General features: G+C 38.8%; 13 protein-coding genes, 27 tRNA genes, 1 rRNA gene and 1 riboswitch. Of the genes, 1 reads left to right on the forward strand and 40 read right to left on the reverse strand.

Features of this window, described 5'->3' with window-relative positions:
- From AC2JF9_RS03175 to AC2JF9_RS03185, 3 genes are all read right to left on the reverse strand, one after another.
- Positions 1 to 747 carry a tyrosine-protein phosphatase gene (locus AC2JF9_RS03175; protein WP_500725361.1) on the reverse strand — a complete coding sequence of 249 codons (747 nt, stop codon included), beginning with the start codon at positions 745 to 747 and terminating at the stop codon, positions 1 to 3.
- 122 nt (positions 748 to 869) lie between these two features.
- Positions 870 to 1448 (reverse strand): ECF transporter S component, encoded by a 579-nt coding sequence (locus AC2JF9_RS03180; RefSeq protein ID WP_500725362.1) that lies wholly within the window; start codon positions 1446 to 1448, stop codon positions 870 to 872.
- Positions 1449 to 1491: 43 nt separating this feature from the next.
- A riboswitch (TPP riboswitch) is annotated at positions 1492 to 1583 on the reverse strand.
- Between the two features lie 68 nt (positions 1584 to 1651).
- Complete coding sequence (locus AC2JF9_RS03185) at positions 1652 to 2737, reverse strand: M42 family metallopeptidase (protein ID WP_500725363.1); 1086 nt, start codon at positions 2735 to 2737, stop codon at positions 1652 to 1654.
- 242 nt (positions 2738 to 2979) lie between these two features.
- Between AC2JF9_RS03185 and hpt the strand changes: the two genes are divergently transcribed.
- Positions 2980 to 3549: a hypoxanthine phosphoribosyltransferase gene (gene hpt, locus AC2JF9_RS03190; RefSeq protein ID WP_500725364.1), complete on the forward strand. Its 570-nt coding sequence runs from the start codon at positions 2980 to 2982 to the stop codon at positions 3547 to 3549.
- Between the two features lie 49 nt (positions 3550 to 3598).
- Here hpt and AC2JF9_RS03195 read toward each other — a convergent pair whose 3' ends face one another.
- From AC2JF9_RS03195 to rrf, 37 genes are all read right to left on the reverse strand, one after another.
- Entirely contained in the window at positions 3599 to 4951 is a 1353-nt protein-coding gene (locus AC2JF9_RS03195; protein WP_500725365.1) for a hemolysin family protein, read from the reverse strand.
- A gap of 81 nt (positions 4952 to 5032) precedes the next feature.
- Positions 5033 to 5689, reverse strand: a complete 657-nt coding sequence (locus AC2JF9_RS03200) for a nitroreductase (RefSeq protein ID WP_500725366.1) — start codon at positions 5687 to 5689, stop codon at positions 5033 to 5035.
- 436 nt (positions 5690 to 6125) lie between these two features.
- A complete protein-coding gene (gene smpB, locus AC2JF9_RS03205; RefSeq protein ID WP_500725367.1) occupies positions 6126 to 6584 on the reverse strand; it encodes an SsrA-binding protein SmpB in 459 nt (152 codons plus the stop codon).
- A 9-nt stretch (positions 6585 to 6593) separates the two neighbouring features.
- Entirely contained in the window at positions 6594 to 8906 is a 2313-nt protein-coding gene (gene rnr / locus AC2JF9_RS03210; RefSeq protein ID WP_500725368.1) for a ribonuclease R, read from the reverse strand.
- Between the two features lie 72 nt (positions 8907 to 8978).
- Positions 8979 to 9212: a preprotein translocase subunit SecG gene (gene secG, locus AC2JF9_RS03215; RefSeq protein ID WP_500725369.1), complete on the reverse strand. Its 234-nt coding sequence runs from the start codon at positions 9210 to 9212 to the stop codon at positions 8979 to 8981.
- Positions 9213 to 9269: 57 nt separating this feature from the next.
- Positions 9270 to 11345, reverse strand: coding sequence for an LTA synthase family protein (locus AC2JF9_RS03220; RefSeq protein WP_500725370.1), 2076 nt, complete (start codon positions 11343 to 11345; stop codon positions 9270 to 9272).
- A 69-nt stretch (positions 11346 to 11414) separates the two neighbouring features.
- Positions 11415 to 12440 carry a lysylphosphatidylglycerol synthase transmembrane domain-containing protein gene (locus AC2JF9_RS03225; RefSeq protein WP_500725371.1) on the reverse strand — a complete coding sequence of 342 codons (1026 nt, stop codon included), beginning with the start codon at positions 12438 to 12440 and terminating at the stop codon, positions 11415 to 11417.
- On the reverse strand, positions 12440 to 13483 hold the full coding sequence (locus AC2JF9_RS03230; protein WP_500725372.1) for a glycosyltransferase family 4 protein: 1044 nt from the start codon (positions 13481 to 13483) through the stop codon (positions 12440 to 12442). The genes AC2JF9_RS03225 and AC2JF9_RS03230 overlap by 1 nt, the downstream gene beginning before the upstream one ends.
- Complete coding sequence (locus AC2JF9_RS03235) at positions 13476 to 14648, reverse strand: glycosyltransferase family 4 protein (protein ID WP_500725373.1); 1173 nt, start codon at positions 14646 to 14648, stop codon at positions 13476 to 13478. The genes AC2JF9_RS03230 and AC2JF9_RS03235 overlap by 8 nt, the downstream gene beginning before the upstream one ends.
- A 120-nt stretch (positions 14649 to 14768) precedes the next feature.
- Positions 14769 to 14853, reverse strand: a tRNA-Leu gene (locus tag AC2JF9_RS03240).
- A 44-nt stretch (positions 14854 to 14897) separates the two neighbouring features.
- Positions 14898 to 14968: transfer RNA gene (locus AC2JF9_RS03245), tRNA-Cys, on the reverse strand.
- A 21-nt stretch (positions 14969 to 14989) separates the two neighbouring features.
- Positions 14990 to 15061 (reverse strand) — tRNA-Gln (locus AC2JF9_RS03250).
- A gap of 7 nt (positions 15062 to 15068) precedes the next feature.
- Positions 15069 to 15141 (reverse strand) — tRNA-His (locus AC2JF9_RS03255).
- Positions 15142 to 15152: 11 nt separating this feature from the next.
- A tRNA-Trp gene (locus tag AC2JF9_RS03260) sits at positions 15153 to 15223 on the reverse strand.
- Between the two features lie 4 nt (positions 15224 to 15227).
- Positions 15228 to 15309, reverse strand: a tRNA-Tyr gene (locus tag AC2JF9_RS03265).
- Positions 15310 to 15316: 7 nt separating this feature from the next.
- A tRNA-Phe gene (locus AC2JF9_RS03270) sits at positions 15317 to 15389 on the reverse strand.
- Between the two features lie 6 nt (positions 15390 to 15395).
- Positions 15396 to 15469: transfer RNA gene (locus AC2JF9_RS03275), tRNA-Asp, on the reverse strand.
- Positions 15470 to 15472: 3 nt separating this feature from the next.
- Positions 15473 to 15546: transfer RNA gene (locus AC2JF9_RS03280), tRNA-Met, on the reverse strand.
- 10 nt (positions 15547 to 15556) lie between these two features.
- A tRNA-Ser gene (locus tag AC2JF9_RS03285) sits at positions 15557 to 15643 on the reverse strand.
- A gap of 35 nt (positions 15644 to 15678) precedes the next feature.
- Positions 15679 to 15750 (reverse strand) — tRNA-Glu (locus tag AC2JF9_RS03290).
- 273 nt (positions 15751 to 16023) lie between these two features.
- Positions 16024 to 16113: transfer RNA gene (locus tag AC2JF9_RS03295), tRNA-Ser, on the reverse strand.
- 5 nt (positions 16114 to 16118) lie between these two features.
- Positions 16119 to 16192 (reverse strand) — tRNA-Ile (locus AC2JF9_RS03300).
- 5 nt (positions 16193 to 16197) lie between these two features.
- Positions 16198 to 16268 (reverse strand) — tRNA-Gly (locus AC2JF9_RS03305).
- A gap of 13 nt (positions 16269 to 16281) precedes the next feature.
- A tRNA-Phe gene (locus AC2JF9_RS03310) sits at positions 16282 to 16354 on the reverse strand.
- A 6-nt stretch (positions 16355 to 16360) separates the two neighbouring features.
- Positions 16361 to 16434: transfer RNA gene (locus AC2JF9_RS03315), tRNA-Asp, on the reverse strand.
- A 3-nt stretch (positions 16435 to 16437) separates the two neighbouring features.
- A tRNA-Met gene (locus AC2JF9_RS03320) sits at positions 16438 to 16511 on the reverse strand.
- A gap of 29 nt (positions 16512 to 16540) precedes the next feature.
- A tRNA-Ile gene (locus AC2JF9_RS03325) sits at positions 16541 to 16614 on the reverse strand.
- A 12-nt stretch (positions 16615 to 16626) separates the two neighbouring features.
- Positions 16627 to 16700, reverse strand: a tRNA-Met gene (locus AC2JF9_RS03330).
- A 37-nt stretch (positions 16701 to 16737) separates the two neighbouring features.
- A tRNA-Pro gene (locus tag AC2JF9_RS03335) sits at positions 16738 to 16811 on the reverse strand.
- Between the two features lie 5 nt (positions 16812 to 16816).
- Positions 16817 to 16890: transfer RNA gene (locus tag AC2JF9_RS03340), tRNA-Arg, on the reverse strand.
- Between the two features lie 9 nt (positions 16891 to 16899).
- Positions 16900 to 16985, reverse strand: a tRNA-Leu gene (locus tag AC2JF9_RS03345).
- A 10-nt stretch (positions 16986 to 16995) separates the two neighbouring features.
- A tRNA-Gly gene (locus AC2JF9_RS03350) sits at positions 16996 to 17067 on the reverse strand.
- A gap of 12 nt (positions 17068 to 17079) precedes the next feature.
- A tRNA-Thr gene (locus tag AC2JF9_RS03355) sits at positions 17080 to 17152 on the reverse strand.
- A gap of 31 nt (positions 17153 to 17183) precedes the next feature.
- Positions 17184 to 17265, reverse strand: a tRNA-Leu gene (locus AC2JF9_RS03360).
- Positions 17266 to 17277: 12 nt separating this feature from the next.
- Positions 17278 to 17350: transfer RNA gene (locus tag AC2JF9_RS03365), tRNA-Lys, on the reverse strand.
- A 4-nt stretch (positions 17351 to 17354) separates the two neighbouring features.
- Positions 17355 to 17427: transfer RNA gene (locus tag AC2JF9_RS03370), tRNA-Val, on the reverse strand.
- Between the two features lie 5 nt (positions 17428 to 17432).
- Positions 17433 to 17549 (reverse strand): 5S ribosomal RNA (rrf, locus tag AC2JF9_RS03375).
- Positions 17550 to 17556 lie beyond the last annotated feature (7 nt).

A 17556-nucleotide genomic window follows, 5' to 3' on the forward strand; every position in this document is an offset into this window, starting at 1 on the left:
TTAAACAAGATAAATTTCTTGCATTCGAGCTTTAAAGTCAGTTGGTAATTGTAAGCCCTCAGTAAAGTAACGATTAAAGTCACCATAATTTTTAGCAACTGTTTGGAAATAGCGCTCTAAGTATTGACGTTCAACAGTTAATGCAATAGCAACATCCTTTAAGTTAGCAGAAGTCACTTTATCTTTTAAATAATTTAAAATTTCTTCATTGGCTTCTTTACGAGCATCAATTGTCTTTAAGTAGTCAGTAAAGATTTGATCATCACTAACATCTAAACTTTTTAAAATTAAGGCCGCGCCCACTCCGGTACGATCCTTTCCAGCAAAGCAGTGAAAAGCAGTTGGAACGGGGTTTTCAATTAAGCTCATTAAAAATTGACGATAGCCCTCTTTAGCTGATTTAGATAATGCCAGTTCTTCATATGTCTTAAGCATATCTTCTTCTACGTGGCTATTGGCAGAAATAATTTCATCTACACTTGCTTGGTTTGTTCCACTGTCTTTTAAAACGTCAAGCACAACATAATCAAGACCTTGCCAGAGATAGTCAGGATATTCTGCACGTTCGTCCGATCCACGGAAGTCAACTAGCCGTTTAATCTGATACTGATTTTGCACAGCATCCTTTTGTTCAGCAGTTAAGTCAAACAACTGACCGCAGCGAAAAAGCAAGCCTTCTTTGACCTTTTGCCCATTTGCACTAATATAGCCACCTAAAGAACGCCAATTTGTAATCTCTTTTGCCATAGTTCTCCTCAAATTTATAAAAAAGCTAATTTTTCCTTATAAATTACTATTATAAGTTTTATCGCCGTTGCCGTCCATTTATTCCAAAATAAAAAGCACTCCAAAATGAAGTGCTTTTTATTTTAGTCTAATTTTGGCTTTAGTGCTCGATCAAATAAGTTTGTTATCAGCTTGACCAAAACACCATCAAAAACTAATGCTGAAATAATAGCAGTAATAAACATAATTACACGAAGTTGAACACTGTATTTACTCCATCCATATAAGAAGTAAGATGGTATATAACCACCTAAACCTGCAAAGAAAGCACCAGTTAATACGCTTTGCCATGAAAACCTCTGGTAACGCTCTTTTTTAGGAAAGAAACCAATCTCGTTAGTGGCTCCTTGAATGAACCCAGAGAGAATAGTGGTCGCACCCCATTGTCCTCCAATTGCCATCTCAACAACGGCTGCCAGCAATTCCCCAATAGTACCCGAACCAGTCGTAGGCACAAAATACATTGCCAATGGTCCAGCAATTAACCACAATCCAGAAAAAACGGTATCCGTTACCGGAGCATAGCCAGTGGGTAGCAAAGCCATCTTAACTAGGTTAAAAGCCCAATTAAAACCATACGTATATATTACTCCCATAACAATTGCAATTAAGGCAATTAAAATAATCGATTTAACATTCCATTTTGACGATCTTGTAAACATAAAAATACTCCTAACCAACTAATAAAGTCAGTAGGAGCATCATAAGTACTTTTTAACACTTCCCTAGCGCAGGTATTATCCCGTTCAGGTTCAGAGGGTATTTCTCAGCTTAATGTGGCACCCCTAGCGACTCTTTTTTTAAGTTTTATACATTATAACATACATTACTAATTTCATTTGCCGATTCTGACATACCGCGCTGACTATTTAAACTGACTAAAACCAGCTAGCTTTTCTTTCGTTAAGTCACGAATAATAGCAAGAGTTAAATTGACGGATGCCTTAAAGTCCTGATAGGCGCTAAAGCAATATGCTGAATGCTCATAACGAACTGGAATGCCAATAACAATTGTTGGTGCACCATTTTCATAGTAAATCGCCGCACCATCTTGTCCACCACCAGTTCGAACCGAACGCGTATAAGGAATATTGTTCTTATCGGCAATCTCACAGGCGTATTGCTGAAACTTCGGATTCGGTAAAAATGAAGTATCCATGTCTCGCAACATTGGTCCACGTTTTAGTCCAGTCTGAGAAAGCCATTCTGGTGTAAAAGTATCGTCAGCAGGACAAGACTCAAGGACAATCGCTAAATCCGGCTTTACGGCTCTTGCAGTAACATAGGCTCCGCGCAGTCCCACTTCCTCTTGGCTTGATAACGCTGCAACAACATTGAAATCAGTCTTTTCACCATTTAAATTGTCAAGAACGTCTGCCATTGCGGCAGCTCCGAAACGATCATCGAAATCCTTGCCAAAGAACAAGCCTGATTTTTCGTTATATTCGCATTTTACGTCAACAAAAATCGGACAGCCAGTATCAATTTTGTAGTCATTAATTGTTTCTTCTCGCGAAGATGAACCAACATCAATTGACATATCAGCAACATCTGGCACATTGTCAAGCTCAGCATCAGTCATAAAGTGCGGTGGTTTGGTCGCCACAACTCCAGGAATATACTCGCCAGCGCGGTTTTTAATTCGTACACGTAAAGCGGGAATGTTGTATTTAACCCAGCCACCAAGTGGCACGAATTTGATCATACCATTTGGTCTAACAGCTTGGGCAATGAAACCAACCGAATCCGAATGAGCATCAAGTTGAATAACTGGACGATCAGGTTGATTATCTTTTTTGGAAGCAAAAACGTTAAGCATTCCATCTACTTTAACGTCTGCAAAATCTTTTACAGTATCAGTAAATAGTTTAACGAATTCTTCTTCAAAGCCAGAAGTTGAATTAGCATCTGAAAAAGCTTTAAGCATTTTTATTTCTTGTTCTTTTTCCATTAGTGTATTGACCTTTCATTAGACTAAATTCTTAATTTCCATTGTAGCAAAAACCCTGCTAATTAAACCATCAATTTAAGCTATTTTTCAGATAATCTTACTACTTTCTTTCAATAAGTAGTTTTTGTACGTAATCTAGCCAAAAATGGGGCAAAAATGTTGAAAAACGTGGTTTTTTTAGATAAAAATGCTATAATCGAAATTATTAGAAAATTTTAGTTTTTAAATTGAAGGGTAGATAAATGCCGAAAAGTGACAACATTGATAGTATTATTGATCATAAATTGTTTACTACAAATGATATACATAAAATGTGTATCAAACTTGGTAAACAGTTGACTGAAGATTATGCTGGGAAAAATCCACTAATTGTTGGAGCACTCAAAGGAGCAATTTTCTTTTTAACCGATTTAGTAAGGGAAATGGATGTTAAAGCCGAAATCGACTTCATGGATGTGTCCAGCTATGGCAACGAATTTGAATCATCTGGCAAAGTCAAGATTATTTCTGATTTGGCAACTGATGTTAAAAACCGAGATGTTTTAATCGTTGAAGATATTGTTGACACCGGCCTCACCTTGAATTACATGAAAGAGCTACTCAATAAGCGTGGCGCTAAAAGCGTTAAGTGTTGCGTACTGTTGAATAAAGAAGCTAATCGGAAAAATGAGGTCAGCGTTGAATACTATGGTTCAAAAGTTGGCAATGAGTTTGTTGTTGGCTATGGGCTTGACTTCATGGGCTTTTATCGCAACCTTAACTATATCGGTGTTTTAAAACCGGAAGCAATTAAACTTGCAACCAATAAATAACTATAAAAAGAGCTGTCTAATATAGACAGCTCTTTTTAATTTAACTTTTTTATTCAGCTTCGGGTTCAAGCGTTTTTGTTTCGTCATTTAAGGGCTTAACAATAAACCAGCGCATAAAGCCTTGTTCAATTTCTTCTAGTTTAAATTCAAAACCTTCAAGTTCAACGGATTCATCTTTTTTTAGATCCGGATAATGTTCCATCATATAACCACCAATAGTTATGATGTCACTATCTTGAAAACTCTTTAGGTCACTACGAAAATAGCGAGCAAAGTCATATAAGGTCGTTTTCCCAGAAACATGTATATTGCTAGCCTGATCTTTTATGATATAGTCATCCGAAACATCATCAATTTCATCTTTAACTGTGCCAAACAGTTCTTCGTAGATGTCCTTATCAGTTACAATTCCACTTGTTCCACCATATTCGTCTACAACCAAAACAATCGGTGTATGCTTTTTAATCATCAAATGTAGAATATCTTGTATCTGCATTGACTCCGGAACTGTAATCATTGTTCTAATGATTCTTGTGACTGGTACATTTTCATCAATTTGACTCTGCTGAACTACATCAAAAGCATAAATATAGCCCACAATATCATCTTTATTATTATCACGAACAACCGGAATCCGGCTTGAGCCCTCATCCAGATACATTTTTAGCGCTTGCTTGATAGAATCGGTTGAATTAATAACGATTAGTCTGGTTCTATCCGTCATAATATCCTTGGCGACTTTATCATTAAGCTCAAATGCACGCTTCATATAGGTTAAATCGTTTTTATCGAGTGAACCACCATGAACAGCTTTACGTGATAACTTGATAATTTCGGATTGTGAATATACTTGATTTTCCTCATCAGCTGGCTCAAAGCCTAATAACTTCAACAAACCATTAGAACTAGTGTTAAGCAACCAGACAAATGGATATACTAAAGTATGAAAGATCTGCAAAGGTGTAACAATTTTCAGCAGAATCTTGACTGGCATATCAATTGCAATATTTTTAGGGACGATTTCCGTAACTACAACCTCTAAGTAGGTCAGCAAAATCACCCCTAAAATTGCACTTACTGAGCGCACAATCGAGTGATTAAGCTGGGTTAAGTTAAACAAATAGACAAATAAGGCAGCAAATGTATCTGCCGAAAACCAACCTAAAACAACCCCTACTAAAGTTGTTCCAACTTGGGTTGTTGACAAGTATTCGTTTAAATTGTGTGTCATGTGCAAAGCACGTTTTATTTTACGACGGCTGCCATTATTATTTGCCAGCATATCTTCTAGCTGGCTTGATCTAGTCTGGACCAAAGCAAATTCAGCAGCCACAAAAAAAGCTGCAAAAACAAAAATTACTAAAGTTGCTATTAGATTAGTAATCACTTGGGGCGTACTCAAAATTTATATCACCTTTAAATAAAAAATTCTATGATATACATCTTACCATCAAAAGCGCTTTATTGACCTAAAAGTCCCTTTTTATTTAATTATTTTATAGATTTTCTTAAGTGGTAATCGCGCCGGAATATACTTAGGATCATTGACTTCGGCAGCATTATCACGATAGCCAAGTCCAATCGCCATTCCAACGAGCTCGTCTCCGGGAATTTGCGCATATTTACGCACGAGCTCTGGATACGCAACCATTGAATGAGCCGGCATCACAGCTAGGCCTTCATCAATAGCCAAAAGCATAATACTCTGAGAAAAAATCCCCAAATCGAAGACCGACCACGCAGGAGAAGCCTTGGGAATAGTCAAAAAAATAATGTCTTGCGCATTAAACATGGTATCATTTGCTTCCGTAAACATTTCCATTCTATTATGGAAAAAGTACGGTTGCGATGCACCAACTACTGCTATGCTTTGACTAGGATACTGATCCCATTTAAGTGATAACGTGGTAGCAAAATCTTCATGAGGATCAACATCATCTTCAATTTCTTTTGCTACATCATGCTTAAGATTCTCGAGTGCTTCCCCAGTCAACACGTAGGCTTTCCAGGGTTGAGAATTTAATAATGATGGTGACTGCTGGGCCTGTTCAATTATCTTAGCAAGCAGTTTCTCATTGACCTTTCTATTAGTAAATTTACGAGTTACTCGTTCCTTGTCGTATACTTTTTTAAATTCCATTACAATTCAGATCCTTAAATACTAAACCTGCACTTTAACACTAAATCCCATTAAACAAAAATTTCTTTAAACAGTCTAATTTAAACAAAAGTACTATCTACTGAATATACTTCTAATGTTTACTCATTTATATCTTTTTGTCAAAGAGCAATAAGTGAGAGTATTACTACTTAATTTAACAAATTACGTATACATCATTTATCTTAATAAATAATCAGCAATATTGCAAAGGTTAAAAACACCCTAAAGAAATGGTTTTAATAAGATATTGTGAGTAATATCTACGTCGCAAATATAAAATTGGCTTTATAGCTATTCATGTACTCTAATAAAATATATTAACTGAAGACACAAATTAACGCCAGTAAAATGTGTCATGTATAGATAATTATTTTATATTAAAAAAAAGCTTGATTAAACCGTAATCAAACTGTTTTTATACTTTATATCGCCGACGTAATTCTCGTTCTTGGTCCCGTTTCTTAATTGTTTCTCGCTTATCATATTTCTTTTTACCTTGACCAACACCAATTAAAACTTTAGCAAATCCATGCTTAAGGTAAACCTTGAGCGGAATAATTGCAGTGCCTCGTTCAGCTTGCTCTTTAGCTAAACGAGCAATTTCTTTTTTATGCAAAAGTAACTGCCGGTTGCGTAGTGGCTGGTGATTATAGCGATTACCCTCTTTATACTCACTAATGTGCACATTTTCTAAAAAGGCCGAACCATTAACAATTTGAACATAACCATCGCGCAAGTTGATACGACGGGCACGAACTGATTTGATTTCGGTTCCAGTTAAGGCAATGCCAGCTTCATAGGTATCTTTGATGAAATAGTCATGATGAGCTTTTTTATTTTGAGCAATTAAGTTCTCATTGTTTTCTTTCTTCAATTTTTTATCCTAATGTTTATATTTACTAAAATGAGGATGATTATTACTTTTATTAAAGCCACCACGGTGACCATGGTCATTATGAAAGCCGCGATTACCATGACGACGATTATTATTGCCACGGTTATTGTGTTGCGATTTAGGCGCATTTGGATCGTAAACTTCAAAGTCAAGTTGATGTTGCTCAACGTTGGCATTAGTCAAAGTTACCTTAATTGGCATCCCCACATGGTATTGTTTATGCGTCCCCCGACCGGTCAGCGTCATACTTTTTTCGTTAAAACTATAAAAATCATCGTTTAAATTTGATATGTGAATCAAACCTTCAACTGTGTTGGGTAACTGAATAAACATCCCAAAACTAGTTACTGAAGATACAACTGCTTCAAAGTGTTGGCCAACTTGATCAGCCATGTATTCCGTCATCTTCAAGTCATTAGTTGCCCGCTCTGTGTCGATAGAAACACGTTCTTGGGTTGAAGTTTGATCAGCTACTTCAGGTAAACAACTTGCAAAATGATCTTGTACCTTTTTATTAGTGCCCTCTTCACTATATGCATGAATCATACGGTGAACCATTAAATCTGAATATCTTCTAATTGGTGAAGTGAAATGGGTATAAAACTTAGCAGCCAAACCAAAGTGACCCAGAGGCTCTTCAGAATAATGCGCTTGTTTTAAGCTTCTAAGCATCATCATCTGGACTACAGCCTCTTCAGGCGTACCAGTGGTTTTGGCCACAACTTTTTGCAAGTCGACTGGTTTAATATGGTTTGGGTCTGCCGTAATATTCAATCCAAAGGCGCTGCAAAACTCAAAAAAGTTCTTGATTCGTTCTCCATCTGGGGTTTCATGCACCCGATACAAGAACGGTACATGTTTTTTGTAAAAGTCTTCCGCAACTGTTTCATTGGCCATCAACATGAAAGACTCAATCATCTTTTCCGCAGTTCCACGATCATGTAAAACTATATCAGTTGGTTTGCCTTGATCGTTAACCAAAATTTTTGCTTCCGGTTCTTCAAAGTCAATTGCTCCGCGTTGATGCCGTTTCTGATAGAGGGCATTATGCAATTCAGCCATGTCTTTCAACATAGGTGCTAATTTGACATACTTGTCTTCCAAAACATCATGGTTGTCCGGATCCAAAACCTTGTTAACATTGTTATAAGTCATACGTCCGTGAGAACGTATGACAGATGGATAAATACGGTAGTTTATCCGTTCACCTTCCGGTGAAATTTCCATATCACAAGATAATACGAGTCGATCTACGCCCTCATTTAAAGAACAAATTCCATTTGAAAGTCTAAACGGTAGCATTGGAATTACTCGATCAACTAAATAAGTACTGTTGCCACGTGTAAAGGCTTCTTTATCAAGAGGAGTATTTTCTTTAATATAATGTGCAACATCGGCAATATGAACCCCTAAATGATAATTTCCGTTTGGTAGCTTTGATAATACTACGGCATCGTCAAAGTCCTTTGAATCATCACCATCAATCGTAACCACTGGCTGGTCCCGATTATCTTCGCGATTGGCTATTTCTTCCGGAGTAACATGATCAGGAATAGCATTAGCTTGATCCATGGCTTCTTGATCCCATTCCGTGCGGACATCATGAGCAGATACAATTGCCATAATATCAACGCCAGGAAGACTCTTATTACCAATGATGTTAATAACATGACCAGTCATTGATTCCGGATTGTCTTTATCAGGATAATTGCTAATGGCGATTTTAACCATATCGCCTTTTTGTGGACGCAAACCGTCTTCACTAGCATAAACACGATAATTTGCTAACTTTTTATTATTGCTTAAAACGTAACCAACAAAATGACTAGCTTTCACTTGTTCATCCGTCATGGGATGGAACTCACCCACTAATGCCGTTGTGCCGCGTGCAATTATTTTCTCAACCTGGCCTTCAGGTCCCTTACCGTTCCATGGATTGCCGCCAGCAGTAATTTTAACGCGAATCTGATCTCCATCAACGGCATAAGCAGTATAGTCACTAGCAACAAAGATGTCATCCGTAGATTCATCTTCGACTTTGACAAAACCAAATCCTTTGCTATTAGCTTTAAATATTCCTTCAACAACGATGTTTTCTTGAGCTAGTTGATAGCGTCCTTTACCATCAGTAATAACTTTCTTTTCCTGTTCCAAAAAAGAAAGAGCTTTAACTATATCAGAAAAACTACCAAGGCGATCACGCCGTAGCATTCGATCAATTTGTTCAACTTGATATTCTTTTTTGGGATTATGGCGAAAGATCTCTAAAACACTAGCTAAGATTTTCTCGTTTTGGGCCATGCACTTAATCTCCATTTCTTAATAAAAAAGATAAAAAAAGTCCCTCCATCGTTTGAGCGGGAGGAACCAATACTATTTTGAAGACAAATAAGCTAATACAATAGCAAAAACGAAAAAGAGAACTAATAGTACCGAAGTTACTCTTTCCATAAATGCTTCAAAACCACGTTTCTTCGTTTGACCACTAAAAACTGCACCGCCAGATAAGGCATTCAATGCATCTTGTTGCTTTTGCGGCTGCATCATTGTCGCAATAACGATTAAAATTGAAACAATAATTAGTAGCGTCATAAATAAACTATACAATACGCTGCCTCCAATATTCAGATACGATTACTGCTAAATTCTAGCACAAAATAAGATTTATTTCGAGCTTTTATTTTCTAGTTCCGGCGCATCTGTCCTAAACTTCTTTTGCGTCGTCTTCTGATGGTTCTTATACCACAGGGAAGTTTTATTTTTAGAAGAATATAAATTCGTCAATGCTTTATCTTTATTGTAGTCGTAATCATGCGGCTTGACCTTTTTAAACCATTTTGGCTTATAAAAACGTAACAAGTTTCCAGCAATTACACGATCAGATAATGACAACTGGGTGGTTACCTTGTTGGAAATGGCAACCAGTTCGGACTTAAGCTTTTTATCGGGATCAATAATCTCCTCGCCAGTTTTTGCATCGTAATATGTACTTCCAACTTTAGCATACTCCGGAGTAATAAAATCACCATTACGTTGTGTTACAATTTGCGGCGCCTTAGGGCTAAGCAAATCATGACCAAACTGAATCATGCCTTTATTATTAACACCTAAGAGATTTAATAGCGTCGGTAAAACATCAATTTCACCGCCATATGTATTTTTAACCCCTCCCTTAAGTCCTTTCATATGAAACATTAAAGGCACACGCTGAAACTTAAGGTTGTCAAAATTGGTAAATTCAGTTTGCTTAAGTAACTCTGCACTAGCCTTATGGTGGTTACCAGAAATACCATAATGATCACCATAAAGTACTAACATGGTTTTTTTGTCAAGACCGGTTTTTTTCATCCAGCTGAGCAGTTCACCAATCGCTTGATCTAAATAATGAGCAGTTTGCACATATCCATCAACCGTTTCATCCCCAGTATCGGTTCGTTCAATTGACTGGTTTGGTTTATCTAGATCATACGGATAGTGGTTAGTAACGGTAATCAGTTTAAGGTAAAAAGGCTGTGGTAAGCGTTCAATGTACTTAATTGATTGTGAAAAGAAAATTTTATCTTTTAAGCCATAGCCGATGTAGTACTTAGGCTTGTTTTCATAATAAGAAAGTGGCATAAAGTAATGATAGCCAAATTGCTTATAAGCATTATTACGGTTCCAAAATGAGCCAGCTCCACCATGCATTACGGCAGTAGTATAGCCACCTTCTTGTGTTAAAATCGCTGGTGCACTCTCAAAAGTATTTGAAGTTCCATAACTGGACATAGCAGAACCAGATTGTAGACCATAAAGCGAGTTCTCAAGCATCATTTCAGCATCGGAAGTTTTACCCTGACCAACTTGATTATAAAAGTTGGCAAAGCTCAAAGTATTTTTTGAATGATATAGTTTGTTTAAATTAGGTGTTACTTCTTTGCCCTTCCACTTGTAATCAATTAAAAACTGTTGGAAGCTCTCAAGATGTATCACCATTACATTTTTGCTTTTTGCTACCCCAGTGTATTGCGAATTGGGTTTAACATAGTTAATTTTTAAATATCGCTTGACCGAATGCAAATCAGAAACATTAGCTTTAGCCATCTGCTCACTGGTTTGAGCTGTTTTAAAACCATCATAAACAGCGTACTGATTCATTCCAAGATACTTTACAATGTAACTGTTATCAAAAGTTCTGGTTAAAAGACCCGAGCGGTCCTTTTGGGCCATCATTAAGTTAATACAGATTAAGGCAGCAGCTAGACCTTCAAATAAGAGATTAAATCTCAATTTAAGGGGGCGTAGGTCGTATTTAATTACTTTTCCAATCATCAAACCGATGATAATTGCCACGTCTAAAAAGGCTAAAAAATCAGTAAATCTGGTAATTCCAACAATACTCTTGCCAAGATTATCAGCAGTTGAGCCCGAAGTTTTAATAATTGACAGGGACAAAAAATTGGAAAACTCGCGATAATACAGGATATTAGCAAATAGCCAAGTACTTAGAATCAAATCGATTGCGATAATAATCCAATAGGACTTACGTCCTTTAGAAAACAAGCCTATTCCTAAAAGAAGCATCGCAGTTGGCAGTGGGTTGAGAAACAAAAGGAAGTTCTGCATCGCGCCAACGGCACCCAAATTGAATTTTGTTAAGTAAATTGCATAAGTTTTTAGCCAAAAAGTTATTAAAACAATTGCAAAAAAGCCTAATTTAGTGGTAGTTAGCCATTGCAAGAAAGACTTAATCCGTGTCATTCTAATCTCCTCTCACTATGCTAGTATATTACCCTTAAACTGAATAAAACATAGTGATTTTAGTAAAAATTAATCAATTGTAGGACTAGTAATTTTTTTGGGTTTGAAAATCCAACCAAAAATTCCAAATATCATCCCTAAAAAATAAGTAACAAAACGCCAGAGAAACATCGCTAGGATTAAGGCCCCTTTAGAAGAAACAAATGTGGCAAAAAGTGTTTGAAAACTATACTCAGCACCGCCAGAAGCTCCAGGAATTGGAATAATAGCCATAAACATGATAATCATAATATTCATCTGCGTCACGCTAGCCCAGTCAGCTGGCACTCCCAAAGTTATCAAAATCATGAACGGAATGGAATAGTAACACAGTAGCTGTAAGATGGTTAAAATTCCGCTAAGTAACAACTTCTTTTTTTCTTTTTTTAACTTTTGACTCTCATTGTAAAATGTATCAATTTTCTCTACAGTATTTTTGCGCCAAACTTCAACCCGACTGGGTTTGATGAACTTCGCTAAAAAATCCATTAACCAATTTGCTGCTTTTTTTGTCCAGTTATAGGCAAACAAAATCGCGAGCAAGAAAATAATTGAGCTAACATGAATTAAGAAACCAACGCCAATAAAAAAAGCTAAACCAGCAAACTTGGTTGCAACCAGATGAAAACCAGTAATAATTGTTACTACATAAGCTAAAAAGACCACAATTTGGTAAATGATAAATTTCATTAATAAAAGTGACGTAGCCCGGCCGCCTTCTATTCCCATTTGAACCATAGCAGCTAGCTGTGATGGTTGACCACCTGTAGACATTGGTGTGATTGCGTTAAACAATGCCTGAACGACTGGTATTCTTAAAAAAGACCATTTCGATCGCTTTGGTTCATTTTTGCGCTGGGCTAACACTGCTAAAATACTTGCTTCAAAAACATAAGAAAGTACCATTAAGGCAAAAACTAAGACCAATGCCCAAATATTGATATTCCTTGCGGCGGTAAGCAATTGCGTCACTGGTGTGTCTTTTAAATCGACATATAAGACAACGCAGCTAATCAGTAGTACAACAGCAATTCCCCAAAAATGTTTTTTGTTCATTAGCGAATTTGTCCAAGCTCACGGCCAAGCTCATATTGCTCGTGATAAAATTCATTCCAAATTCTGGCTAAGTTATCTTCCGAGTATTTTTCGCTGGCTAAATTTGATAAGTTACTGTATTTTTTTAACACCGTCTGATCACTAGCCACGTTACGTAATTGGGCATTCATTTCGGCAAAATCATTACCCATCAAATAGTAACCACTGATAATCGCTTCGTATAAGTCAAGGTTTCGTAACAAAACTGGTGTCCCACAGCTGAACGCCTCGAGTACAGACATTGGAAAAAGTTCGTCATATGACGGTAAAACGAATAAATCAGCAATGTTTAAGTAATCAACTAATTTTGAGCGGTCAATTATGCCAGTAAATGTTAAGTTCTTAGGTGGATTGTCGACAAGTTCTTTAAAATGCTCATAACCATCAGTAATTTTGCCAAATGAAAAACCACCAGCCCAAATAAACTGCATTTCGGGATTAGCTTCGGCCATTTTGGCAAAATCATCCACACCTTTACGCGCCTGCACTTGGCCGTCACCAAAAACAACAAATTTATCAAGGGGGATACCAAGCTGGTGGCGAAAAGCATTTTTCTTTTCCTGACGTTCAGGATAGAATTCGTTTTTTGCAACAAAATTAGGAATATACTTTACGTTTTCACGCTTAATGCCGTATTTGACTAACTTATCAATAAAGATTGGGTTAACAACAACAATCTCATCCATTCGCTTATAAAAATCAATTACATATTGATAAAAGATCTTTTTTGCATATGGCGGAAGTTTAACCGAACCTTCAAGTGTTTCCGGCAAAAAGTGCACATAACCAATTTTTCTTCCACGCGCTAGCGAGAAACTATTAGCAAAATAAGTTGGATTGACAGTATGGTAATGTGTCAAATCGCTGTTACCATACTTGTTATTAGTTACGTAAAACTCGTCAACTAAATGTGTTCTAAGTAAGCCAATTAGTTCTTTATAAGCTGAACCAACTCCTTGACCCTTTACTGAATCCGCCTGCGAAAACATATTGATTCTAATCATTGGTATCCTCTTCAAGGTCTTCTTGGTAATTTTCAATTACTTCTTCGTAAAACTTGTAAACTTCTAGGCCAAATTGCTTGGCAGAAATTTGACTGAGCTTTGCTTTTAACTTATCTTCAGGAATCGGCTGTGGATCCTCGTTCAAGTACGACAATATGGCATCACGCATGTCTGAAGGACGGGTAAAAACCATACCAAAGCACCGGTCATCAAAGACTGTTTCAGTATAGTCGGTATCATAAACCACACATCTGGTACCAGCAGCTAAGGCTTCAATGTAGGTTAATCCCTGTGTTTCCGTATCACTGGCTGAAACAAAAAGATTGGCCATTTTATAAAAAGCACCAACGTCATCATGAGGTACATCACCTGTAAAAATAACGTTATCTTCCAAAGTCAAACGCTCAACTTGCTCCTGTAAAGTTTCAATGTCAGGTCCGTCACCAGCAATTACTAGCTGAACATTTGGAAACTCATCAACAATTTCTGGCATGACATTTAAAATGCGATTGATCTTTTTTTCACCAGCAATGCGGCTCAGTGTTAAAAGCACCGGAGCATCAGGTTGAATCCCTAATTCATGACGTACATCATGCGTTGCCGGTTTTTCCAGCTTCTCGACGTCCACACCGGTCGGAATGACCTTCATAGGGATAGTTGCCTTGTATCGCTTTAAAAGAGCTTCTACGCGCTTACTAGGGGCAATCACGCCGTCCATATTTTTAAGATAAACATTTGTAAATTGCTTAACGTGATATGGTCGCAACAAATGGCCGTTTAAAACATAATGCAAATAATCCTCATACATTGTATGGTAAGTGTGGATAGCTGGAATTTTCAATTGGTGAGCTACGTACTTGCCAATCATTCCTAGAGCAAATTCGGTTTGTGTATGCACAACGTCCAGATTAACTTCTCGAGCAACCTTAGTAGCTTCAAAAAAGCCTCTAAATGCTACCCTTCGATCAGTAAATGAAATAAAAGGTAAACTGCTAAATCTAAAAACATTGGCCTCAACAGTTCCTTTTTCGACATGTGGATCCGTCGTAGTAAAAATAAATACATTATGGCCTTGTTCTTCAAGTGCATCTTTTAAAGTTTTAATCGATGTTGCTACTCCACTAATCTGTGGAAAATATGTATCGGTAAATATACCAATATTCATTTGAATACCTCCGTATAAAGGTATTATAAAGATTCTGCCTTGCTTGTGCAATTTATACAAAAGAAATCGCGTAATTTTTATAAAACAAAAGCAGCTCCGATAAAAGAGCTGCCAACCTAATAGCGGTGATCGGGGTCGAACCGATACGTCCTAAACGGACACCAGATTTTGAGTCTGGCGCGTCTGCCAATTCCGCCACACCGCCATAATAAAATTATAAAATAAAAAGTTCAACGAATGAACCATATAAGGCGGGGATCGGATTTGAACCGACGATTAAGGTTTTGCAGACCTCTGCCTTACCACTTGGCTACACCGCCATTGAATATTATTTTAATAGATTGGGATAGCTGGATTCGAACCAGCGCATAATAGAGTCAAAGTCTAGTGCCTTACCGCTTGGCTATATCCCAATGCTAGGGCGGAATATGGGATTCGAACCCATGTATGCCGGATCCACAAACCGGTGTGTTAACCCCTTCACCAATTCCGCCATGAGGTAAACAGGGATAGTAGGAATTGAACCCACACTAGCGGTTTTGGAGACCGATGTACTACCTTTATACTATATCCCTATTATGGAGGAGGGTGGATTCGAACCGCCGAACTCAGAGAGAGCGGTTTTACAGACCGCCGCGTTTAGCCACTTCGCTACTCCTCCAGGCTGATGGCGCGGGACGGAATCGAACCGCCGACACAAGGAGCTTCAATCCTTTGCTCTACCGACTGAGCTACCGAGCCATCTTACGGTCCATATCAGATTTGAACTGATGATCTTCTCCGTGACAGGGAGACGAGATAAACCACTGCTCCAATGGACCATATTGCGGGAGGTGGATTTGAACCACCGGCCTTCGGGTTATGAGCCCGACGAGCTACCAGACTGCTCCATCCCGCGATGTTATTAAAGGAGGATGTGGGATTTGAACCCACGCACGGCAAGACCGTCTAACGGTTTTCAAAACCGTCCCCTTAAGCCACTTGGGTAATCCTCCAAATGTAAAAATACCAAATACAATATATGTGGTAATGACCCGTACGGGATTTGAACCCATGTTACCGCCGTGAAAGGGCGATGTCTTAACCACTTGACCAACGGGTCATATTACTGCTCTTATGCCATAAGACGCCTAATTATAATATCGAATCTGATATAAAAAGTCAACTACTTATATCTTTAAACTCAACATTTGCGCAATGACCTAAGTCACAACGCTATTTATCATACAGGATTATAAAGTATCTTGCAAGACCTTTTTAAGAGAAAACAGTTTTCTCAAGAACTTCAGCACACTACTTAAATAGTCCATGAATTCTAAGATAGTTGCAATTAAAAAGAACCCACAAACTTCAGTTCATAGGTTCTCTCATATTACGGAGACTGAGAGATTTGAACTCTCGCACCGGAATAACCCGATCTACACCCTTAGCAGGGGCGCCTCTTCAGCCACTTGAGTAAGTCTCCATAAATGGGCCTAAATGGACTTGAACCATCGACCTCACGCTTATCAGGCGTGCGCTCTAACCAGCTGAGCTATAGGCCCCAAAAAGCGGGTAACGAGAATCGGACTCGCGACTAAAGCTTGGAAGGCTTTCGTTTTACCACTAAACTATACCCGCACTATTAAAAAAATGGCGCGGGACGGAATCGAACCGCCGACACAAGGAGCTTCAATCCTTTGCTCTACCGACTGAGCTACCGAGCCATCTTACGGTCCATATCAGATTTGAACTGATGATCTTCTCCGTGACAGGGAGACGAGATAAACCACTGCTCCAATGGACCATATTGCGGGAGGTGGATTTGAACCACCGGCCTTCGGGTTATGAGCCCGACGAGCTACCAGACTGCTCCATCCCGCGATGTTATTAAAAAATACAAAACCCAATTATGGACCTTGTAGGACTCGAACCTACGACAGGACGGTTATGAGCCGTCTGCTCTAACCAACTGAGCTAAAGGTCCGAGCTCTAGAAATAGCGGCGGGGGGGATCGAACCCTCGACCTCCCGGGTATGAACCGGACGCTCTAGCCAGCTGAGCTACACCGCCAACAAATGTAATAACCCACCAAACAGGTAATTACAAATCGGGAAGACAGGATTCGAACCTGCGACCCCCTGGTCCCAAACCAGGTGCTCTACCAAACTGAGCCACTTCCCGTGATATGCGCCCTGAAGGATTTGAACCTTCAACCTTCTGATTCGTAGTCAGACACTCTATCCAGTTGCGCTAAGGGCGCATCATTAGATGCCGAGGACCGGAGTCGAACCGGTACGATTGAAACCAATCGCGGGATTTTAAGTCCCGTGCGTCTGCCAATTCCGCCACCCCGGCATTTAATGAAAGCGGAAGACGGGATTCGAACCCGCGACCCCCACCATGGCAAGGTGATGTTCTACCACTGAACTACTTCCGCATTATTATGAAATGCCGATTATACGACTTGAACGTACGACCCCCTGTTTACAAGACAGATGCTCTACCAACTGAGCTAAATCGGCATAATGTAAATATGTAAATAACACTGGCGAATACGGGTGGTGGGACTTGAACCCACACGTCCGAAAACACTAGAACCTAAATCTAGCGCGTCTGCCAATTCCGCCACACCCGCAAAATGGGGCCATGAGTCGTGACGGGCTTGAACCGTCGACCCTCTGATTAAAAGTCAGATGCTCTACCGACTGAGCTAACGACTCGGTATGGAGGATACAGGGCTCGAACCTGTGACCTCCTGCTTGTAAGGCAGATGCTCTCCCAGCTGAGCTAATCCTCCATAAAGCACGGCAGCTTCCTACCCTCGCAGGCAGTCTCCCACCAACTACTCTCGGCGTTAAGAAGCTTAACTGCTGTGTTCGGCATGGTTACAGGTGTTTCCTTCTTGCTATTGCCACCGTACTTTTTC

The sequence above is a fragment of the Lactobacillus sp. C449L genome, from assembly GCF_059900815.1.

What these genes read in the sequence shown, in the direction of transcription:
- AC2JF9_RS03175 (WP_500725361.1), bottom strand. Translation starts at nt 747, where the DNA reads ATGGCAAAAGAGATTACAAATTGGCGTTCTTTAGGTGGCTATATTAGT.
- AC2JF9_RS03180 (WP_500725362.1), bottom strand. Translation starts at nt 1,448, where the DNA reads ATGTTTACAAGATCGTCAAAATGGAATGTTAAATCGATTATTTTAATT.
- AC2JF9_RS03185 (WP_500725363.1), bottom strand. Translation starts at nt 2,737, where the DNA reads ATGGAAAAAGAACAAGAAATAAAAATGCTTAAAGCTTTTTCAGATGCT.
- hpt (WP_500725364.1), top strand. Translation starts at nt 2,980, where the DNA reads ATGCCGAAAAGTGACAACATTGATAGTATTATTGATCATAAATTGTTT.
- AC2JF9_RS03200 (WP_500725366.1), bottom strand. Translation starts at nt 5,689, where the DNA reads ATGGAATTTAAAAAAGTATACGACAAGGAACGAGTAACTCGTAAATTT.
- rnr (WP_500725368.1), bottom strand. Translation starts at nt 8,906, where the DNA reads ATGGCCCAAAACGAGAAAATCTTAGCTAGTGTTTTAGAGATCTTTCGC.
- AC2JF9_RS03220 (WP_500725370.1), bottom strand. Translation starts at nt 11,345, where the DNA reads ATGACACGGATTAAGTCTTTCTTGCAATGGCTAACTACCACTAAATTA.
- AC2JF9_RS03225 (WP_500725371.1), bottom strand. Translation starts at nt 12,440, where the DNA reads ATGAACAAAAAACATTTTTGGGGAATTGCTGTTGTACTACTGATTAGC.
- AC2JF9_RS03230 (WP_500725372.1), bottom strand. Translation starts at nt 13,483, where the DNA reads ATGATTAGAATCAATATGTTTTCGCAGGCGGATTCAGTAAAGGGTCAA.
- AC2JF9_RS03235 (WP_500725373.1), bottom strand. Translation starts at nt 14,648, where the DNA reads ATGAATATTGGTATATTTACCGATACATATTTTCCACAGATTAGTGGA.